General features: G+C 60.4%; 17 protein-coding genes. 4 read left to right on the top strand and 13 right to left on the bottom strand.

All coding sequences use genetic code 11. The annotated features are described in order from the left end of the window. Positions 1-186: 186 nt before the first annotated feature. The 8 genes from murB to ACP7EE_RS06405 all read right to left on the bottom strand — a co-directional run bounded on the left by murB (position 187) and on the right by ACP7EE_RS06405 (position 7,024). Positions 187-1,206 (bottom strand): UDP-N-acetylmuramate dehydrogenase, encoded by a 1,020-nt coding sequence (gene murB / locus ACP7EE_RS06440; protein WP_426233952.1) that lies wholly within the window; start codon positions 1,204-1,206, stop codon positions 187-189. Next, on the bottom strand, positions 1,203-1,667 hold the full coding sequence (locus tag ACP7EE_RS06435) for a low molecular weight protein-tyrosine-phosphatase (protein ID WP_426233951.1): 465 nt from the start codon (positions 1,665-1,667) through the stop codon (positions 1,203-1,205). Before ACP7EE_RS06435 ends, murB begins: the two co-directional genes overlap by 4 nt. Further along, complete coding sequence (kdsB, locus tag ACP7EE_RS06430) at positions 1,667-2,431, bottom strand: 3-deoxy-manno-octulosonate cytidylyltransferase (protein WP_426233950.1); 765 nt, start codon at positions 2,429-2,431, stop codon at positions 1,667-1,669. The genes ACP7EE_RS06435 and kdsB overlap by 1 nt, the downstream gene beginning before the upstream one ends. Continuing rightward, positions 2,428-2,613, bottom strand: coding sequence for a Trm112 family protein (locus tag ACP7EE_RS06425; protein ID WP_003174668.1), 186 nt, complete (start codon positions 2,611-2,613; stop codon positions 2,428-2,430). The genes kdsB and ACP7EE_RS06425 overlap by 4 nt, the downstream gene beginning before the upstream one ends. A gap of 25 nt (positions 2,614-2,638) precedes the next feature. Continuing rightward, on the bottom strand, positions 2,639-3,649 hold the full coding sequence (gene lpxK / locus ACP7EE_RS06420; RefSeq protein WP_426233949.1) for a tetraacyldisaccharide 4'-kinase: 1,011 nt from the start codon (positions 3,647-3,649) through the stop codon (positions 2,639-2,641). Next, complete coding sequence (locus tag ACP7EE_RS06415; RefSeq protein ID WP_426233948.1) at positions 3,649-4,077, bottom strand: ExbD/TolR family protein; 429 nt, start codon at positions 4,075-4,077, stop codon at positions 3,649-3,651. Before ACP7EE_RS06415 ends, lpxK begins: the two co-directional genes overlap by 1 nt. Further along, complete coding sequence (locus ACP7EE_RS06410) at positions 4,074-4,709, bottom strand: MotA/TolQ/ExbB proton channel family protein (RefSeq protein WP_163976130.1); 636 nt, start codon at positions 4,707-4,709, stop codon at positions 4,074-4,076. The genes ACP7EE_RS06415 and ACP7EE_RS06410 overlap by 4 nt, the downstream gene beginning before the upstream one ends. Positions 4,710-4,792: 83 nt before the next feature. Beyond that, on the bottom strand, positions 4,793-7,024 hold the full coding sequence (locus ACP7EE_RS06405) for a DNA internalization-related competence protein ComEC/Rec2 (RefSeq protein WP_426233947.1): 2,232 nt from the start codon (positions 7,022-7,024) through the stop codon (positions 4,793-4,795). Positions 7,025-7,160: 136 nt separating this feature from the next. Between ACP7EE_RS06405 and ACP7EE_RS06400 the strand changes: the two genes are divergently transcribed. Further along, positions 7,161-7,679 (top strand): DUF2062 domain-containing protein, encoded by a 519-nt coding sequence (locus ACP7EE_RS06400; RefSeq protein WP_426202943.1) that lies wholly within the window; start codon positions 7,161-7,163, stop codon positions 7,677-7,679. Positions 7,680-7,765: 86 nt separating this feature from the next. On the opposite strand, the gene ACP7EE_RS06395 is transcribed toward ACP7EE_RS06400, so the two are convergent. The 4 genes from ACP7EE_RS06395 to ACP7EE_RS06380 form a co-directional block, all read right to left on the bottom strand. Continuing rightward, the gene (locus tag ACP7EE_RS06395; RefSeq protein WP_426233946.1) at positions 7,766-8,545 is read right to left on the bottom strand and encodes an ABC transporter permease; all 780 of its coding nucleotides are present in this window, start codon (positions 8,543-8,545) and stop codon (positions 7,766-7,768) included. Next, positions 8,542-9,474, bottom strand: coding sequence for an ABC transporter ATP-binding protein (locus ACP7EE_RS06390; RefSeq protein WP_426233945.1), 933 nt, complete (start codon positions 9,472-9,474; stop codon positions 8,542-8,544). Before ACP7EE_RS06390 ends, ACP7EE_RS06395 begins: the two co-directional genes overlap by 4 nt. 125 nt (positions 9,475-9,599) lie before the next feature. Further along, a complete protein-coding gene (locus ACP7EE_RS06385; protein WP_426233944.1) occupies positions 9,600-10,223 on the bottom strand; it encodes a glutathione S-transferase family protein in 624 nt (207 codons plus the stop codon). 43 nt (positions 10,224-10,266) lie between these two features. Beyond that, entirely contained in the window at positions 10,267-10,926 is a 660-nt protein-coding gene (locus tag ACP7EE_RS06380) for a transglutaminase-like domain-containing protein (RefSeq protein WP_426233943.1), read from the bottom strand. A gap of 246 nt (positions 10,927-11,172) precedes the next feature. Here ACP7EE_RS06380 and ACP7EE_RS06375 point away from each other — a divergent pair, with 246 nt between their 5' ends. Beyond that, positions 11,173-13,620 (top strand): acyl-CoA dehydrogenase, encoded by a 2,448-nt coding sequence (locus ACP7EE_RS06375; RefSeq protein WP_426233942.1) that lies wholly within the window; start codon positions 11,173-11,175, stop codon positions 13,618-13,620. A 74-nt stretch (positions 13,621-13,694) separates the two neighbouring features. Then, positions 13,695-14,102, top strand: a complete 408-nt coding sequence (locus tag ACP7EE_RS06370) for a PA2817 family protein (RefSeq protein ID WP_426233941.1) — start codon at positions 13,695-13,697, stop codon at positions 14,100-14,102. A gap of 60 nt (positions 14,103-14,162) precedes the next feature. On the opposite strand, the gene ACP7EE_RS06365 is transcribed toward ACP7EE_RS06370, so the two are convergent. Then, complete coding sequence (locus ACP7EE_RS06365) at positions 14,163-15,161, bottom strand: LysR substrate-binding domain-containing protein (protein ID WP_420646494.1); 999 nt, start codon at positions 15,159-15,161, stop codon at positions 14,163-14,165. An 89-nt stretch (positions 15,162-15,250) separates the two neighbouring features. Here ACP7EE_RS06365 and ACP7EE_RS06360 point away from each other — a divergent pair, with 89 nt between their 5' ends. Continuing rightward, positions 15,251-15,877 (top strand): alanyl-tRNA editing protein, encoded by a 627-nt coding sequence (locus tag ACP7EE_RS06360; protein ID WP_426233940.1) that lies wholly within the window; start codon positions 15,251-15,253, stop codon positions 15,875-15,877. The last annotated feature ends 6 nt before the right edge of the window (positions 15,878-15,883 follow it).

The following is a 15,883-nucleotide window of genomic DNA, read 5'->3' as shown; positions in this document are numbered from 1 at the left end:
CGACGCTGGTTCACGCAGATCGACTCAGGCTAATCGGCTCTCTTGCGCAGACGGCAACCTCTGCGCCGGGCCTTTGGTGGAGCAAATGACTTGCATCGTTAGCTGGCTACGTTAACCCGCGATTAACAAAAAAGCCCTGCACTTTTTCAATAGTGCAGGGCTTTGGGTGCAGCCTTGAGCGTAGCCTCAATAACGGTTCGGCTCCATTTCCAGATCGACATTGAAACGTTGTGCAATGTCTTTCTGAATACGCTGTGCCAACTCGAACAATTGCAGGCCGGTTGCGCTGCCGTAATTGACCAATACCAGCGCCTGCAATTTATGCACGCCGGCATCGGCCTCACGGAAACCTTTCCAGCCCGCCCGTTCAATCAGCCAGCCAGCGGCGAGCTTCATCTGCCCGTCCGGTTGCGCGTAGGCCACCAGATCCGGGTGCTGTTGCTTGATCTCTGCGACTACGGCGGCCGAAACCAGCGGATTCTTGAAGAAACTGCCGGCATTGCCCAGCACTGCGGGATCAGGCAATTTTTCACTGCGAATGCTGCAGATCGCGCGGCTGACGTCGCTGGGTGTCGGTTGCTCGATGCCCTGCTCGGTCAGACGCTGACTCACCGGGCCGTATTCCAGATGTAGATGCGCGGTGCGTGCCAGACTGAAACGCACCCGCAGAATCAGCCAACGCCCCGGCTCTTGCTTGAACAGGCTGTCGCGGTAGGCGAAGTTGCACTCTTGCAGGTTGAAGTCGCGCAGTTCACCGCTGAGGCGATCCAGCGCGGTCAGACCGGCGAACACGTCCTTGATCTCGACGCCGTAGGCACCGATGTTCTGCATCGGCGCAGCGCCAACCGTGCCGGGGATCAGGCTGAGATTTTCCAATCCAGCCAAACCTAGCGCCAGCGTGTGCTGCACAAACGGATGCCACGGCTCACCGGCCTCGGCCTCCAGCACCACACGGTTGCCGTCGTCGCTGATCACGCGAATGCCGCGACTGGCCATGCGCAGCACCAGCGCCGGAATATCAGCGGTCAGAAGCAGATTGCTGCCGCCACCGATCACCAGCAACGGCACATCGCTAGCAGAGGCGTAAGCCAGGGCTTCGCGCACGTCGGCGTCATCGTGGGCCTCGGCAAACAACTGCGCACGCACGTCGACGCCAAAGGTGTTGAACGGCTTAAGCGAAACCTGCGACTGAATCTGCAAACTCATAACCGGCCCTTCACTTCGATCAACAGTTGATCGCAGGCGCGCTCGATCAGATCCAGCACCTGCTCGAAACCCTGATCGCCGTCGTAATACGGATCTGGCACGTCATCGACTACACCGGCATAGCGGCGCAGGAACAGATCCAGCTCAGCCTTGCCGGTGGATGGCTGCATGGCCTTGAGGTGGCGCAGATTGCTGTTGTCCATGGCGAGGATAAGATCGTAACTGGCGAAATCCGCGCGGCTGACCTGCTGTGCACGTTGCGCCGACAGATCGTAGCCGCGCAATTTGGCCGCCGCCTGACTGCGCTTGTCCGGCGGGTTGCCAACGTGCCAGTCGCCAGTGCCGGCGGAGGCCACTTCGACCTGATCCGCCAGGCCGGCTGCACGCAACTTGTTGCGCAACACACCTTCAGCGGTCGGCGAACGGCAGATGTTGCCCAGGCACACGAACAGAACGCGCATCAGGCCCCCAACAGGCGACGAACGCGCTCGAGGTCTTCGACGGTATCGACCCCGGTCGGCGGTGCGATCAACGCATCGGCGACATGAATGCGCACGCCGTGCCACAGGGCACGCAACTGTTCGAGCGCTTCAGTGTTTTCCAGCCAGCACGGGCCCCAGCTCACGAAATCCTGAAGGAACCCGGCGCGGTAGGCATAAATGCCGATGTGACGGCGATAGGGCACGCCTTGCGGCAACACTTCGCGATTGGTGGCGAACGCATCGCGCGCCCATGGCAGGGTCGCGCGGCTGAAGGTCAGGGCCAGACCGTTGAGGTCGCTGACGACCTTGACCACGTTCGGGTTGAACAGGGTTTCGACGTCTTCGATCGGCTCGGCCAGTGTGGCCATGCGCGCTTCGGTGTGAGCAGCGAGGTTGGCCGCCACCTGATCAATCACGCTCGGCGGGATCAGCGGCTCATCGCCCTGCACATTGACCACGATGGCGTCTGGCTCCAGACCGAGTTTCGCCGCAACTTCGGCCAGACGATCAGTGCCGGAATTGTGGTCTTCACGGGTCAGCACCACTTCGGCACCGAACGCCTTGCAGGCCTCGACGATGCGCGCATCGTCAGTCGCCACGACCACGCGGCTGGCGCTGCTTTTGCTCGCCTGTTCCCAGACGTGCTGGATCATCGGCTTGCCGGCGATATCCAGCAGCGGTTTGCCCGGCAGACGCGTGGAGGCGTAGCGCGACGGGATGACAACGGTAAAAGCAGTGGTCATTTATCCAGACGCTCGTCGGTGGTCAAGGTACGGGCTTCGCTTTCGAGCATCACCGGGATGCCGTCGCGAATCGGGTACGCCAGGCCGGCGCCTTTGCTGATCAGCTCGGTTTTGTCAGCGCTGAGCTTGAGCGGGCCTTTGCAGATCGGGCAAGCGAGGATGTCGAGCAATTTGGTGTCCATGAACATTCCCTGGATAAATACGGTTTTAAGGCAAAAGACGATCCGGCAACAGGCGCAGCAACTGGGTGTCGAACCAGGCCACAAAGGCTGGCGACGGTACGGCATCGACTGCCAGATACCACCAGTCGGCGGTGGCAAAGGCGCGGCACTTGACCGCGTCCTTTTCAGTCATCACCAGCGGCAATGACGGGTTGAAACTCAAGGCCTGCACGCTGTACTCGGCGTGGTCGGCAAAGGGGTGCGGCACTGGGCGCCAGTCTAGCGCTTCGAGGGTATTGAAGAAACGTTGCGGGTTGCCGATCCCGGCCACCGCGTGCACCTGCTGCCCGGCTGGAAAGTGATCGAGCGGCTGGCGTTCGCCGCTGCGCAGATTGATTAAAGCAGTGGGTTGCAAGTGGAACGCAAAACCGTCGGTGCGATCAGCCGTAGCACCGTTGAACAACACGCCGTCGACGCTTTGCAGACGTTCGACCGGCTCACGCAGCGGCCCGGCAGGCAGGCAACGTTTATTGCCCAAGCCGCGCGCGGCATCGATCAGCACCAGCTCCAGATCGCGCGCGAGGCGGTAATGCTGCATGCCGTCATCGGAGAGGATCAGGTCCAGAGGCTCGCTTTCGAGCAAGGCTTTGACGGCGGCGCTGCGGTTGGGGTCGATCATCAGCGGCACGCCGGTGCGCTGCACGATCAGCAACGGTTCGTCGCCAGCGATTTCAGCGCTCTGCTCGGCTCCAACCCGCCACGGAAACTGCGGTGGCTTGGCGCCGTAACCGCGACTGACCACGCCGACCCGCAGGCCGCGACTGCGACAATGCTCGATCAGCCAGAGGATCATCGGCGTCTTGCCGGTGCCGCCAACGGTGATGTTGCCGACCACGATCAGCGGCACCGGAGACTTATAGATTTCACCATCGCCATCAAGAAAGCGTTGGCGCTTGCCAACCACCACGCGGCGATACAGCCACTCCAGCGGCCGCAGCAGTGTCAGAGCGGGATGGCCCTGATACCACGCGGCGAGCAGACGATCAGACATGGCCATCAGGATTTAGGCGCCGCCTCGACCGTGGTCATGCGCAGATGGCTGAAACCGAGCTTGCCGGCCGCATCCATGGCGGTGATCACGGATTGATGTTGAGTCTTGCCATCGGCACTGATCGACAACGGCATGCTGGTATCGCCGTTGGACTCTTTCTGTAAGGCCTCCATCAGCGTTGCCAGATCGTTCTTCGGCAGAATCTTGTTGTTCACCGAGAACACGCCTTCAGCGCTGATGGCCACATCGATTTGCTTGAGCTGCTGGTCTTCGGCAGGTGAACCGCTGACCGCTTCCGGCAGATCGACGCGCAACTGGGTTTCGCGGGTAAAGGTAGTGGTCACGACGAAAAACAGCAGCAAGATAAACACCACGTCGATCAGCGACGCGAGGTTGATATCAATCGTTTCCCGGGGCTTGCGACGGAATTTCACGCTTTGCCCCCGGCCAGATCGACGTCACGGTCACCCTGCACCACTTCGACCAGTTTGATCGCTTCCTGCTCCATGCCGACCACCAGCTCATCGATGCGGCGTTGCAGGAACCGGTGGAAGAACACCGCCGGGATACCGACCATCAGGCCCGCAGCCGTGGTGATCAGCGCCTTGGAAATGCCGCCGGCCAGTACCGCAGCGTTGGTGGTCATGCCGGAACCGGTGAACGCACTGAAGATATCGATCATGCCGAGCACCGTACCCAGCAGGCCGAGCAACGGCGACATCGCGGCGATGGTGCCCAGCGCGTTGACATAGCGTTCCAGCTCGTGGATGACCCGGGCGGCGGCCTCTTCGATGCACTCTTTCATGATCTCGCGACCATGCTTGGAGTTGGCCAGGCCCGCCGCGAGGATTTCCCCCAGCGGCGAATTGGCGCGCAATTCCTTGAGTTTTTCTTTATTGAGCTGCTTGTCCTTGATCCATACCCAGACCTGACCCAGCAGATGCTCGGGGGTGACGCGGCTGGCACGCAGGGTCCACAGGCGCTCAGCGACAATCGCCATGGCCGCGATGGAACTCAGAATGATCGGCAACATCATCCAGCCGCCGGATTTGACCAATTCCCACACAGTGAAAGCCCCCTCGAAAAAGTGCGCCACTTTACCATACCGGTTCGGGATAACGACCGGCCGCTCCGACGACTTGCGCCTGCTTACTGAGGTTCAGGCGGATCTCGCCAGAACCGCCGCTGCTGGCGCATCGTGCGCGGTGGCTGATGCCGGCCCAATTGCAGATGAATGGCGCCCTGCTCGGCGCTGTCATATAGATGCAGGCCCTGCTTGCGGTAGCGGGCGATGACTGTCGGGTGCGGGTGACCGAAGGAGTTGCCCTGGCCTCGGGAGATCAGTACTGAATGCGGGCGCAGTCCCTTGAGCAGCGCCATCGAGGAAGAACTGCGACTGCCGTGGTGCGGCGCTTGCAGCCAGTGCGTGTGCACTGCCAGCGGACTGTCCAGCAGCACGCGTTCGGCGGCGCTGTCGATATCGCCGGTCAGCAGCAGGCGTTCGCCGTTGGCTTCAATCTGCAACACGCAGGAGCGCTGATTGCTGTCGTGGGCGTCGGTCCATTGCCATAGCCGAAAAATCACGCCGTCCCAACTCCATTGCTGGCCGCTGACGCAGGCTTGAGCATTCAGTTCGCCGGGGATTCCCGGAGGATCACCACTGATAACCTGCTTCACCGCAAAGCCTTTTGCCACCGCTGGTGCGCCGCCAGCGTGATCGGCGTCGGCATGGCTGAGCAGCATCAGGTCGAGTTTCTCCACGCCAAGTTTTTTCATCGTCGGCACCACCACCCGTTCGCCGATATCGAAGTCGCCGAAGCGCGGGCCGGCGTCGTACAGAAGTGTGTGATGACGGGTGCGGATCAAAATCGCCAGCCCTTGGCCGACATCCAGTTGCCAGACATCTGCCATGCCTTCGGCCAGCCGTTCACGGGGTGGCAGCGCCAGCAGCAGCAACATCGGCCAGCCCAATGGTCGTAACGGTACGCCGCGCGGCAGCAATAAAAGCACCGTGCCGAGACAACCCAGCGCCCAGACCCACCACGGGATCGTCTCCGCAACCCATGCGGGCCAATGCCCGGCGATCAGCGCCAGTGCGTGAAACAGCCAATCGATCAAGCCGCCGGCCAGCCACAACAGGTTCTCGCCGACATGCGGGATCGGCAACAGCAAAGTGCCTAGCAGCGCGGCTGGCAGGACTGCGAAACTGATCCACGGCACCGCCAGCAGATTGGCCAGCGGCCCGCTGAGGCTGATCGGCAGGCTCAGCGCCAGCAGCACAGGGCACAGACCGATTGCGATCAACCACTGCGCGCGGGTCCAGGTCTGCCACCAGCGCCACGGCCCCAGCCGACCACCGAAGGTCAGGACCAGGATTGCCACGGCAGCGAAAGACAGCCACAAACCGGGGCGCAGGCTGGCCAGCGGATCGAGCAACAACACGCCGTTAAACGCCAGCAGCAGCGGCCACCATGCCCCGAGGTGCCTGAATCGCAAGCGCCATAAAAGCACCAGTGCGACCATTACGCAGGCACGCTGCACTGGCACGTCGAAACCGGCCAGCAATCCGTAGCCCAGCGCCGCAGCAAATGCCGATCCGCAGGCGCATGGCAGCCAGGGCAAGCGCACTGGCCACAAGCCGTAGCGTGCGAGGCCGGCAATCAGTAGATACATCACCGCCGCCAACATGCCGATGTGTTGCCCGGAAATCACCAGCAAATGCACGGTGCCGGTGGCCTGCAAAATCTGCCAATCCTCGCGACTGAGTCCCGAGCCATCGCCGAGCACCAATGCCGCCAGCGCCGCGCTTCGCCCCTGCGCATTCACTTCCAGCAAGCGCTGGCGAATGCTGTCGCGCCAGGCCCACTGCGCAGCCGCCAGACGCTGACCGTCCTTTATCGTGCCCGTGGCACCGACCCGTTGCGCCAGCAGCCAGGCTTCGTAGTCGAACGCGTCCGGATTGAGCAACCCGCCCGGACGCTTGAGTTTTACCGCCAGCCGCCAGCGCTCGCCGCTGTTGACCGGCGGCCCGGCGTACCACGCCAGACGCATCACCGACGGGAGTTTTTCGTGACGCGAGCGCGCATCAGCCAGTTCGAAACGCACCACGCCGTCGCTGTTTTGCGGCAGGCCAACCACCCGGCCTTCGACCCAACGCGTCTCGCCGTCCAGCGCCGCAGGTAGCCGATCATCCAGCGCCCACTGCGCGCTGACGCAAGCCCAAGTGAAGCCGAACAGCAAAAACGCCAGCGGATAGCTGCGAAACGGCAGCAACATCAATCCCACCACCGGTAGCACCAGCAGCAACCCGACCGGTGGCAACGCTGGCAAAAAAACCGGTGTCAGCAGACCGGCCGCCAGCGCCATCATCCCTGTGCGCATAAGCCCGTCCTTGAGAGTTCCCTCCCTAGGCATAGCGGACGCTGGGCACGTACGCGGTTATCAATTGTCACAAAGTCTGGATGGGCGGTTCGTAGAATCCAGACATACTTGCCGCCTTAACCGACCGAGAAGCCTTATGCCCCGGCGCTTATTCAAACGTTACATGCCCGATCCGACGAGCATCAGGGAACACAAATCCTTACGCTTTCTCGGCAAATTGCTGCATGACCCGAACTTGTGGCACCTCAACCGCCACTCGGTGGCGCGGGCTATGGCGGTCGGTTTGTTCGCGGCGTTCTTGCCGATTCCGGCGCAGATGCTGGTAGCCGCGGTGCTGGCGATCATGGTGCGCGGCAACATGCCGATTGCTGTCAGCCTGGTGTGGCTGACCAATCCGATTACCATGCCGGCAGTGTTTTTCTGCACCTACCAGACCGGTGCGTGGCTGATGGACGTTCCCGCGCGACACATGCCGGATGAGCTGACCTGGGAATGGATCAGCGGTGAACTGTCGACGTTGTGGCAACCGTTCCTGCTCGGTTCGGTAGTGGTCGGGCTGGTGCTCGGCGCCCTCGCCTATTTTCTGGTGATGATGTACTGGCGCTGGTGGGTAGCCCGGCAATGGGCGCGGCGCAAGAAAAGTCGACTTCCCTGAATGCAAAACGGCCTCCGCAATGGGAGGCCGTTTTTTATTGCAGGGTCTGGGCTGACGCTATCGCTTGCAGGCAACTCGGTTCTGGATCAGGTACGCATCCCGCGCCCACTCACCAGCAACCGCGCACATCCGAGATACAGCACCACCGTCGCCACCAGCATGAAGGTGATCGCGATGCCGATGCGGATATCCGACACGCCGAGAATACCGTAACGGAAGGCATTGACCATGTGCAGCACCGGGTTGGCCAGCGACACGGTCTGCCAGAACGGCGGCAGCAACGTGATCGAATAGAACACGCCACCGAGGTAGGTCAGCGGGGTCAGGACGAAGGTCGGAATGATCGAGATGTCATCGAAGTTGCGCGCAAACACCGCGTTGATGAAACCCAGCAGCGAGAAGATCGTCGCCGTCAGCACCACCACCAGAATGGTCACGCCGAGGTGATGCACCTGCAAATCGGTGAAGAACAGCGACAGAATGGTCACGATCACGCCGACCATCAAACCGCGCAGCACGCCACCACAGGTGTATCCGATCAGAATTGTGTGTGGTGAAACCGGCGAGACCATCAGCTCCTCGATGGAGCGCTGGAACTTGCTGCCGAAGAAACTCGACACCACGTTGCCGTAGGAGTTGGTGATCACCGACATCATGATCAGCCCCGGCACGATGTACTCCATGTAAGTGAAGCCACCCATCTCGCCGATCTGCCGGCCGATCAGATTGCCGAAAATCACAAAGTACAGAACCATGGTGATCGCTGGCGGCAGCAAGGTCTGCGGCCAGATCCGCGTGAAGCGTTTGACCTCGCGGTAAACGATGGTTTGCAGCGCGACCAGGTTGGGGCGCAGTTCGGAACTCATACCGCCACCTTCGACAGATTTTTCTCCACCAGGGACACGAACAACTCCTCGAGGCGATTGGTTTTGTTACGCAGGCTCAACACTTCGATGTTCTGCAAAGCCAGTTGGCCGAACAACGCAGTGATGCCCATCGACTTGTCGACCTGGACTTCAAGAGTATGCGAATCCAGCAGACGCGACGGGTAGCCGAGCAGTTGCGGCGCAACCGTCAGATCACCCTTGATATCCAGCAGGAAAGTTTCCACATGCAACTGACCCAGCAACTGACGCATGCTGGTGTTTTCGACAATGGTGCCGTGGTCGATGATGCCGATGTTGCGGCACAGCTGCTCAGCCTCCTCCAGATAGTGGGTGGTGAGGATGATGGTGATGCCTTTCTGATTCAGCTCGGTGAGGAACGTCCACATCGAGCGACGCAGTTCGATATCGACCCCGGCAGTTGGTTCGTCGAGGATCAGCAAGCGTGGCTCATGCACCAGCGCGCGGGCAATCATCAGACGGCGCTTCATGCCGCCGGACAAGGAACGCGACGGCACATCGCGCTTGTCCCACAGCCCGAGCTGGGTCAGGTATTGCTCGGCGCGTTCCTTGGCGATTTTCGCGGGAATGCCGTAGTAACCGGCCTGGGTCACGACAATGTCGAAAGTCTTTTCGAACTGGTTGAAGTTGAATTCCTGCGGCACAACGCCGATTGAGCGCTTGAGCTGCGCAGGGTTCTTGTCCAGGTCGTGACCGAAGATATTCACCGTGCCGCTGGTCTTGTTGACCAGGGTCGAGAGGATACCGATGGTAGTGGATTTGCCGGCGCCGTTAGGGCCGAGCAACGCGAAAAAGTCACCTTCAGCGACGTCCAGATCGATACCACTCAAGGCCTGGAACCCGTTGCCGTAGGTTTTGGTTAGCTGCCGGATGGACAGAGCGGAACTCATATCTGATTTACGCACCATTGAAGGGGATAAAAGGACACGGCGGCGATGGATCCAACCGCGGCGCAAGAGCGCAATGTTGCTTGCCGTCGCCGCACAAGTACAGTCAAGTGTGTCGATAGTAGGTATTAAGTCAACGCGGTCATGACTGCTTTTTGATACGCCGGACGCTGCTTGAGCCGCGCGTACCAAGCCTCGAGATGTGGCAGCGCAGCGCGCTCGATGGGCATTTCGAACCAGGCGTAAATGAAACTGCCGAGCGGAATGTCGCCCATGCCGATTTCGTTACCGGACAAGTACGGCTGGCTGCTCAGCGCCTGATCCGCCATCGCCAGCAAGCCTTCGCATTCTTTGATCGCCGCATGAATGGCCGGCCAGTCCTGCTGGTCTGCCGATGTACGCACCACACCCCAGAACACTGTCCGGAACGGCCCGGCAAAACTCGAGGTGGTCCAGTCCATCCATTTGTCGGCAATGGCGCGCGCTTGCAGATCCGCCGGAAACCACGGGGTATTGGCCGCGTGCTTGGCCAGCAGGTAACGCACGATGGTGTTGGATTCCCACAGCACAAAGCCGTCGTCCTGAATCACCGGCACCCGGCCATTCGGGTTCATTGCGCGGTACTCCGGCGTGTCGACCACACCGAACGCGCCGCCGGCATCGATGGCCTCGTAGGCAAGGCTCAGCTCTTCGGCGGCCCACAACGGTTTTCTGACATTCGACGAATTCTTGCGACCCCAGATCTTCAGCATGACCGCCTCTTTTCCATTGAGTGGGCGGGCAGCATACGCCGGATCAGACGCGGCTGACATCACTGTGCATGTCGCCCAACAGCTGCGGTTGGTCATCGCCGAACAGGTGCGGATAGCACTTCTCAATGTGCTCGAAAAAGAACCTTTCCGGTACATCGGTGAACTGCCCGTGATCCACCAGGTACTCCATCAACTGCGCACCATCGCGGTTGAACGGGTGGAAAACACTGTCATTGATCCCGTCGAAATCCAGCGGCGCGACGTTGAACAGCTCGCAGAGTTTCTGGTTGAAGGCCGGTGTGGCTTTGACCCAGCGGTCGTTCAGGAACAGCTCGGTATAACCGTGCATGGCGAACACATCACTGCGCAGCAACTCGAGCAGACGCGGGGTCGACAAATGATTGCGCACATCTGCCAGACCGATCCGCGCGGGGATCCCACAGTGCCGCGCGCAACCGGCCAGTAACGTGGCTTTGGGCACGCAATAGCTCTCGCCCGTGGCCAAGGCATAACTGCCGCGCAAGGTCTCAGGGTCACGGCTGAAGGTGTAGGGGTTATAGCGCACCGCCTCGCGCGCCGCGTAATACAGGCTGATCGCCTGCGCGAGCGGATCGCGGCTCGGGCCTCGGTGCTGCTCGGCGAACTCCACCACTGCCGGGTGGTCACTATCGATGAAGCGGCCGGGGCTCAAATACTCGCGCATGACGGTTTCTCCTGAGTGAACCCCGAGTCTAGCGAGGGCTTGAGCACAGAGATAACGGCATATCGGCCAAACTTGGACGCAAAGCTGCGGGACGACCGAACGATTTCCTACAGCTGTTGCCCACCGAAACTACAAAAGCCGTCCGGGCTTTCCCACGAATTCAATCACGTTGTTCTGACCCGCCTGTTTTACGGATGCCGTCTAAGCTCTGAAGGTCGGTTCGCCCTGGTTCACGGAGGATTAAATATGCTGTTGTTGTGGATACTGGTTCTGATCGTCGGAGTGGCGTACCTGGCCCACCGACGCATCGCCCCGCTGCCTGCGTTGGGTATCGTCGCGGTCTATTTGCTGGCGATGGGGATTTTCAGCCATGCACCGGGCTGGCTGCTGCTGATCTTCTGGGTGCTGCTGGCCGTGGCCGCCGCGCCGCTCCTGTTGCCCGACCTGCGCCGTAAACATTTCAGCGCGCCGCTGTTCAACTGGTTCCAGAAAACTCTGCCACCGATGTCGCAAACCGAACGCGACGCGATCGATGCCGGCACGGTGTGGTGGGACGGCGAGCTGTTCAGCGGCCGCCCGGACTGGGACAAGTTGCTGGCCTATCCCAAGGTGCAACTGACCGAAGAGGAACAGGCGTTCATCGACGGCCCGACCGAAGAACTGTGCGCCATGGTCACCGACTGGCAGATCGGCCAGGAAATGGACCTGCCGGCCGAAGCCTGGACTCACATAAAAGAGCATGGCTTCTTCGCCTTGATCATTCCGAAGGAATACGGCGGCAAGGGCTTCTCGGCCTACGCCCACTCGCAAGTGGCGATGAAACTCGCCACCCGCAGCGGCGACCTCGCCTCCACCGTGATGGTGCCGAACTCCCTAGGCCCGGCCGAACTGCTGTTGCATTACGGCACCGATGAACAACGCAACCATTACCTGCCACGCCTGGCGCGCGGCGACGATATTCCGTGCTTCGCCCTCACCGGCCCGCTCGCCGGTTCCGATGCGGGCGCGATGCCTGACACCGGGATCATCTGCAAAGGCCAATGGGAAGGTCAGGAAACCCTGGGCCTGCGCCTGAACTGGGAAAAGCGTTACATCACCCTTGGCCCGGTGGCCACCCTGCTTGGTCTGGCGTTCAAGGCGTATGACCCGGACCATTTGCTCGGCGACAAGACCGATCTGGGCATCAGCCTCGCGCTGATCCCGACCGATACCGCTGGCGTGGAAATCGGCCGTCGTCACTTGCCGCTGGGCGCTGCGTTCATGAACGGCCCGAACTCGGGCATAGACGTATTCATCCCGCTGGATTACCTGATCGGTGGCCAGGAAATGCTCGGCAAAGGCTGGATGATGCTGATGAACTGCCTGTCGGTCGGGCGTTCGATCTCGTTGCCTGCGGTCGGCACTGGCGCGGCCAAGTTCACCAGTCTGGTAACCGGCCAATACGCGCAGATTCGCGAGCAGTTCAACGTACCGCTGTCGGCGTTCGAAGGTATTCAGGAAGCCATGGCGCGCATCGGCGGCAACGCGTGGATGATGGACGCCGCACGCATGCTCACCGCCAATGCGGTGGATCTGGGCGAGAAACCGTCGGTACTGTCGGCGATTCTCAAGTACCACCTGACCGAACGTGGTCGCGAATGCATCAGCCACGCGATGGATGTGCACGGTGGCAAGGCAATCATCATGGGCCCGAAAAACTATCTGGGCCGCAGCTGGAACGGTGCGCCGATCTTCATCACCGTGGAAGGCGCGAACATTCTCTCGCGTAACCTGATGATCTTCGGTCAGGGTGCGATCCGCTGCCATCCGTTCGTACTCAAGGAAATGGCATTGGCCGGCCGCGAGGACAAGGATCAGGCACTCAAAGAGTTTGATGGTCTGTTGCTGAAACACATCGGTTTTGCCGTGAGTAACGCGGCCAGCACGCTGGTGCTGAACCTTGGTTTCGGCCACTTCGAACATGCACCGGGCAACAAGTTAAGTCAGGGCTACTTCCGCGCACTCAACCGTCAGGCCGCAGCTTTCGCCATGCTCGCCGACTTGAGCATGATGCTGCTGGGCGGCGAACTGAAACGTCGCGAGCGACTCTCGGCGCGTCTCGGCGATGTGTTGAGCAATCTGTATCTGGCCTCGGCAGCGCTCAAGCGTTATCACGACCTCGATTCCCCGGATTACATGGCGCCGCTGTTCACCTGGGCCATGGAAGAAAGCCTCGGCCAATCGGAAAAAGCTTTGGATGAGCTGCTTACCAACTTCCCGAACAAGATCTTCGGCTGCCTGCTGCGCGTGATCGTGTTCCCGTTCGGTCGTCGTCACAAAGGTCCGTCGGACAAACTCGGTGCTGAAGTCGCGGCAGTCATCGGCCGTGCCAAGGGCGATCCGGCACTCGAAGAACTGCTTGCCGGTTGCTACCGCCCACAATCGGCAGACGACGCAGTCGGCGCGTTGCAACATGCCAGCGACCTGCTGAGCGCCGCGCAACCGCTGCACAAAAAACTGCACAGTTCGCTGAAAAGCGGCCAGGTCAAACCGGCTGCGGGTGAACACGCAATTGATGCGGCACTGGAGGCCGGGGTGCTGCAAGCGCTGGAAGCGCAGACCCTGCGTGATGCCGAAGCGGCGCGGCGCAAAGTGATCGATGTCGATGATTTCGACAAAGAGGAACTGACGCTGGCGCAAGGCAAAGTCCGCTGATCCCTTCAATCAGTGAAAAACGGGCGCGGGCGCTTTATACTCCTGCGCCCGTTTTGCTCTTGAGGACTTATCTCGTGTCCAACGTCGTTGCCGATCATCTGGTGTTACTCGACCACCTGCGCAGTATCCTGGTCGCCGTAGGTGAGGCCGAACAGGTTCCCGAAGAAAGCCATGCCTTGTTTATGGAGCGTTTCGACGAACTACTGGCTTCGCTGCCCATTGACCCGATCGAAAGCCAATACCTGGGCCAGGACATCCTGACTCAAGTGATTTCGCGTTACCCGCAGATCGCCCATCTGATCCCGCGCGATCTGCTGTGGTACTTCGCTGGCGACTGCCTGCACTATTTGTCCGATGAAGAAATCGACCTGTATCAGGCACTGGAAGAACGTCGTTTCGATGCTGAACAGAACGACGAACCGTTCGACTGGAATCAGGAAAAACAACTGCTGGCGATGTCCAATCAGGACAGCAAGCACTGATCTTCGTCCGCAAATGAAAAGGCCCGCATGGAAAACCATGCGGGCCTTTTTATTGTTCCATTACAGCAACCCCTCGCCTTCCGGCAGTTCATACGCCACCGCTGCATTAGTCGCGCCGCCGGATTTCGCCGGTTTGCTCAGGGTCGGCTCCTTCTCAAGACACTCCACCAGATAGTCGATGAACACCCGCAACTTCGGCGGCAGATAGCGCGTCGGCGAATGCAGCAACCACAGCCCACCGTGATAAGAGGCGAGAAACGACCAGTCCGGCAACACCTGTACGATCAACTTCTGCTCCAGCGCATAACGCGCGGTGAAGTACGGCAGGCTGCCGATGCCGATGTGCTGCAACACCGCTCCCAAGCGCACGCCAGTGTGATTGGCGGCATAGCGTCCGCGCACGCCGACAGTCACGGCTTTAGTGCCCTTCTTGAATTTCCAGCGCGCATCGCTCGGGGTTTCACCGAGATAAATGCAGCTGTGATTGAGCAAGTCGTGGGGATGCGTCGGGGTGCCATGCTCGGCCAGATATTGCGGGGTGGCGCAGAGCAAATGGTCGATGGTCAGCAACTGCCGCCCGACCAGCCCGGCCGGTGGCCGATCAGTGATACGGATCGCCAGATCGACATGATCGTCGATCAAATCGACTTGCCGATCTTCCAGCAGCAACTCCACATCGACCTTCGGATAGCGGCGCAAGAACTCCGGCATGTGCGGATGAATCACGAAACGCCCGACCGCTTTCGGCACGCTGACCCGCACCAAGCCTTCCGCCTCATGGTTGAACTGGCCGCTGATTTCCATCACCGAACGCGCAGCGCTGACCATTTCCTGGCAGCGCTTGAACACCTCTTCGCCGCCATCGCTCAGGCGCAGTTTGCGCGTAGTGCGCTGCAGCAACCGCGTGGCCAGCGCTTTCTCCAGCCTTGAAATGCTGCGACTCACGGCTGACGGCGATGAACCCATCTGCCGCGCTGCTTCGGAGAAACTGCCGGTCTCCACAACCTTGACGAAAATCGCCATTTCACCCAGCAGCGGCAGCGGTAGATTTATGCTCACAGCGCAACAGTCCTTTGATGTTTGAACGGATTATCACGTTATTGCACGATTCATATAATAAAAACAGAAACTTAATAAGGGCATGGAATATGACGCTTCGCCTCTTTTTCCATAGTGATGACCTCAAGGCCAGTGTAGAAGTCCTCGACTGTACGCCCCACGAGAACGAATTCGCCGTGGTGCTGCGCGCCACATTGTTTCACCCGCAAGGTGGCGGTCAGCCCTGCGATACCGGCTGGATCGGTGAGAGCCAGGTACTTCGCGTGGCGCAGGAACCGGAGCGGATCATCCATTTCGTCGACCGCCCGGTGCCGTTGGGCATGACGCAGATTCGCGTCGACGAAGAACGCCGGCGCTTCAATACGCGCATGCATTCCGCTGGGCATTTGATCGGCCACTTCGTGCAAGCCATGGGCTGGATGCCGATCAAGGCGCATCACTGGCCGGATGAAGGTCGCGTGCAATTCAAGCCGGGCGATTCAGCCCAGGAAGTCGAAGCACAAACCGTTGAATACGGCATCGGGCAATGGATCGAACACGACCTGCCCCGACTGACCTCCCTACGCGAAGGCGCGCGGGAAATCGGTTTTGGTGAACTGCCGGCCTATGGCTGCGGTGGCACCCATGTACGCAGCCTGAAGGATTTGGGCACAGTCACGATCGCGTCCCTTTCACAGAAAAAGGGCACGTTGTCCGTCCACTACACCGTGGATTGAGGATTT

The organism is Pseudomonas sp. TWP3-2 (genome assembly GCF_049897765.1).
Lineage (GTDB): Bacteria > Pseudomonadota > Gammaproteobacteria > Pseudomonadales > Pseudomonadaceae > Aquipseudomonas.
Note: the sequence above shows the minus strand (reverse complement) of the source record. Positions and strands in the feature narration are given on the sequence as shown.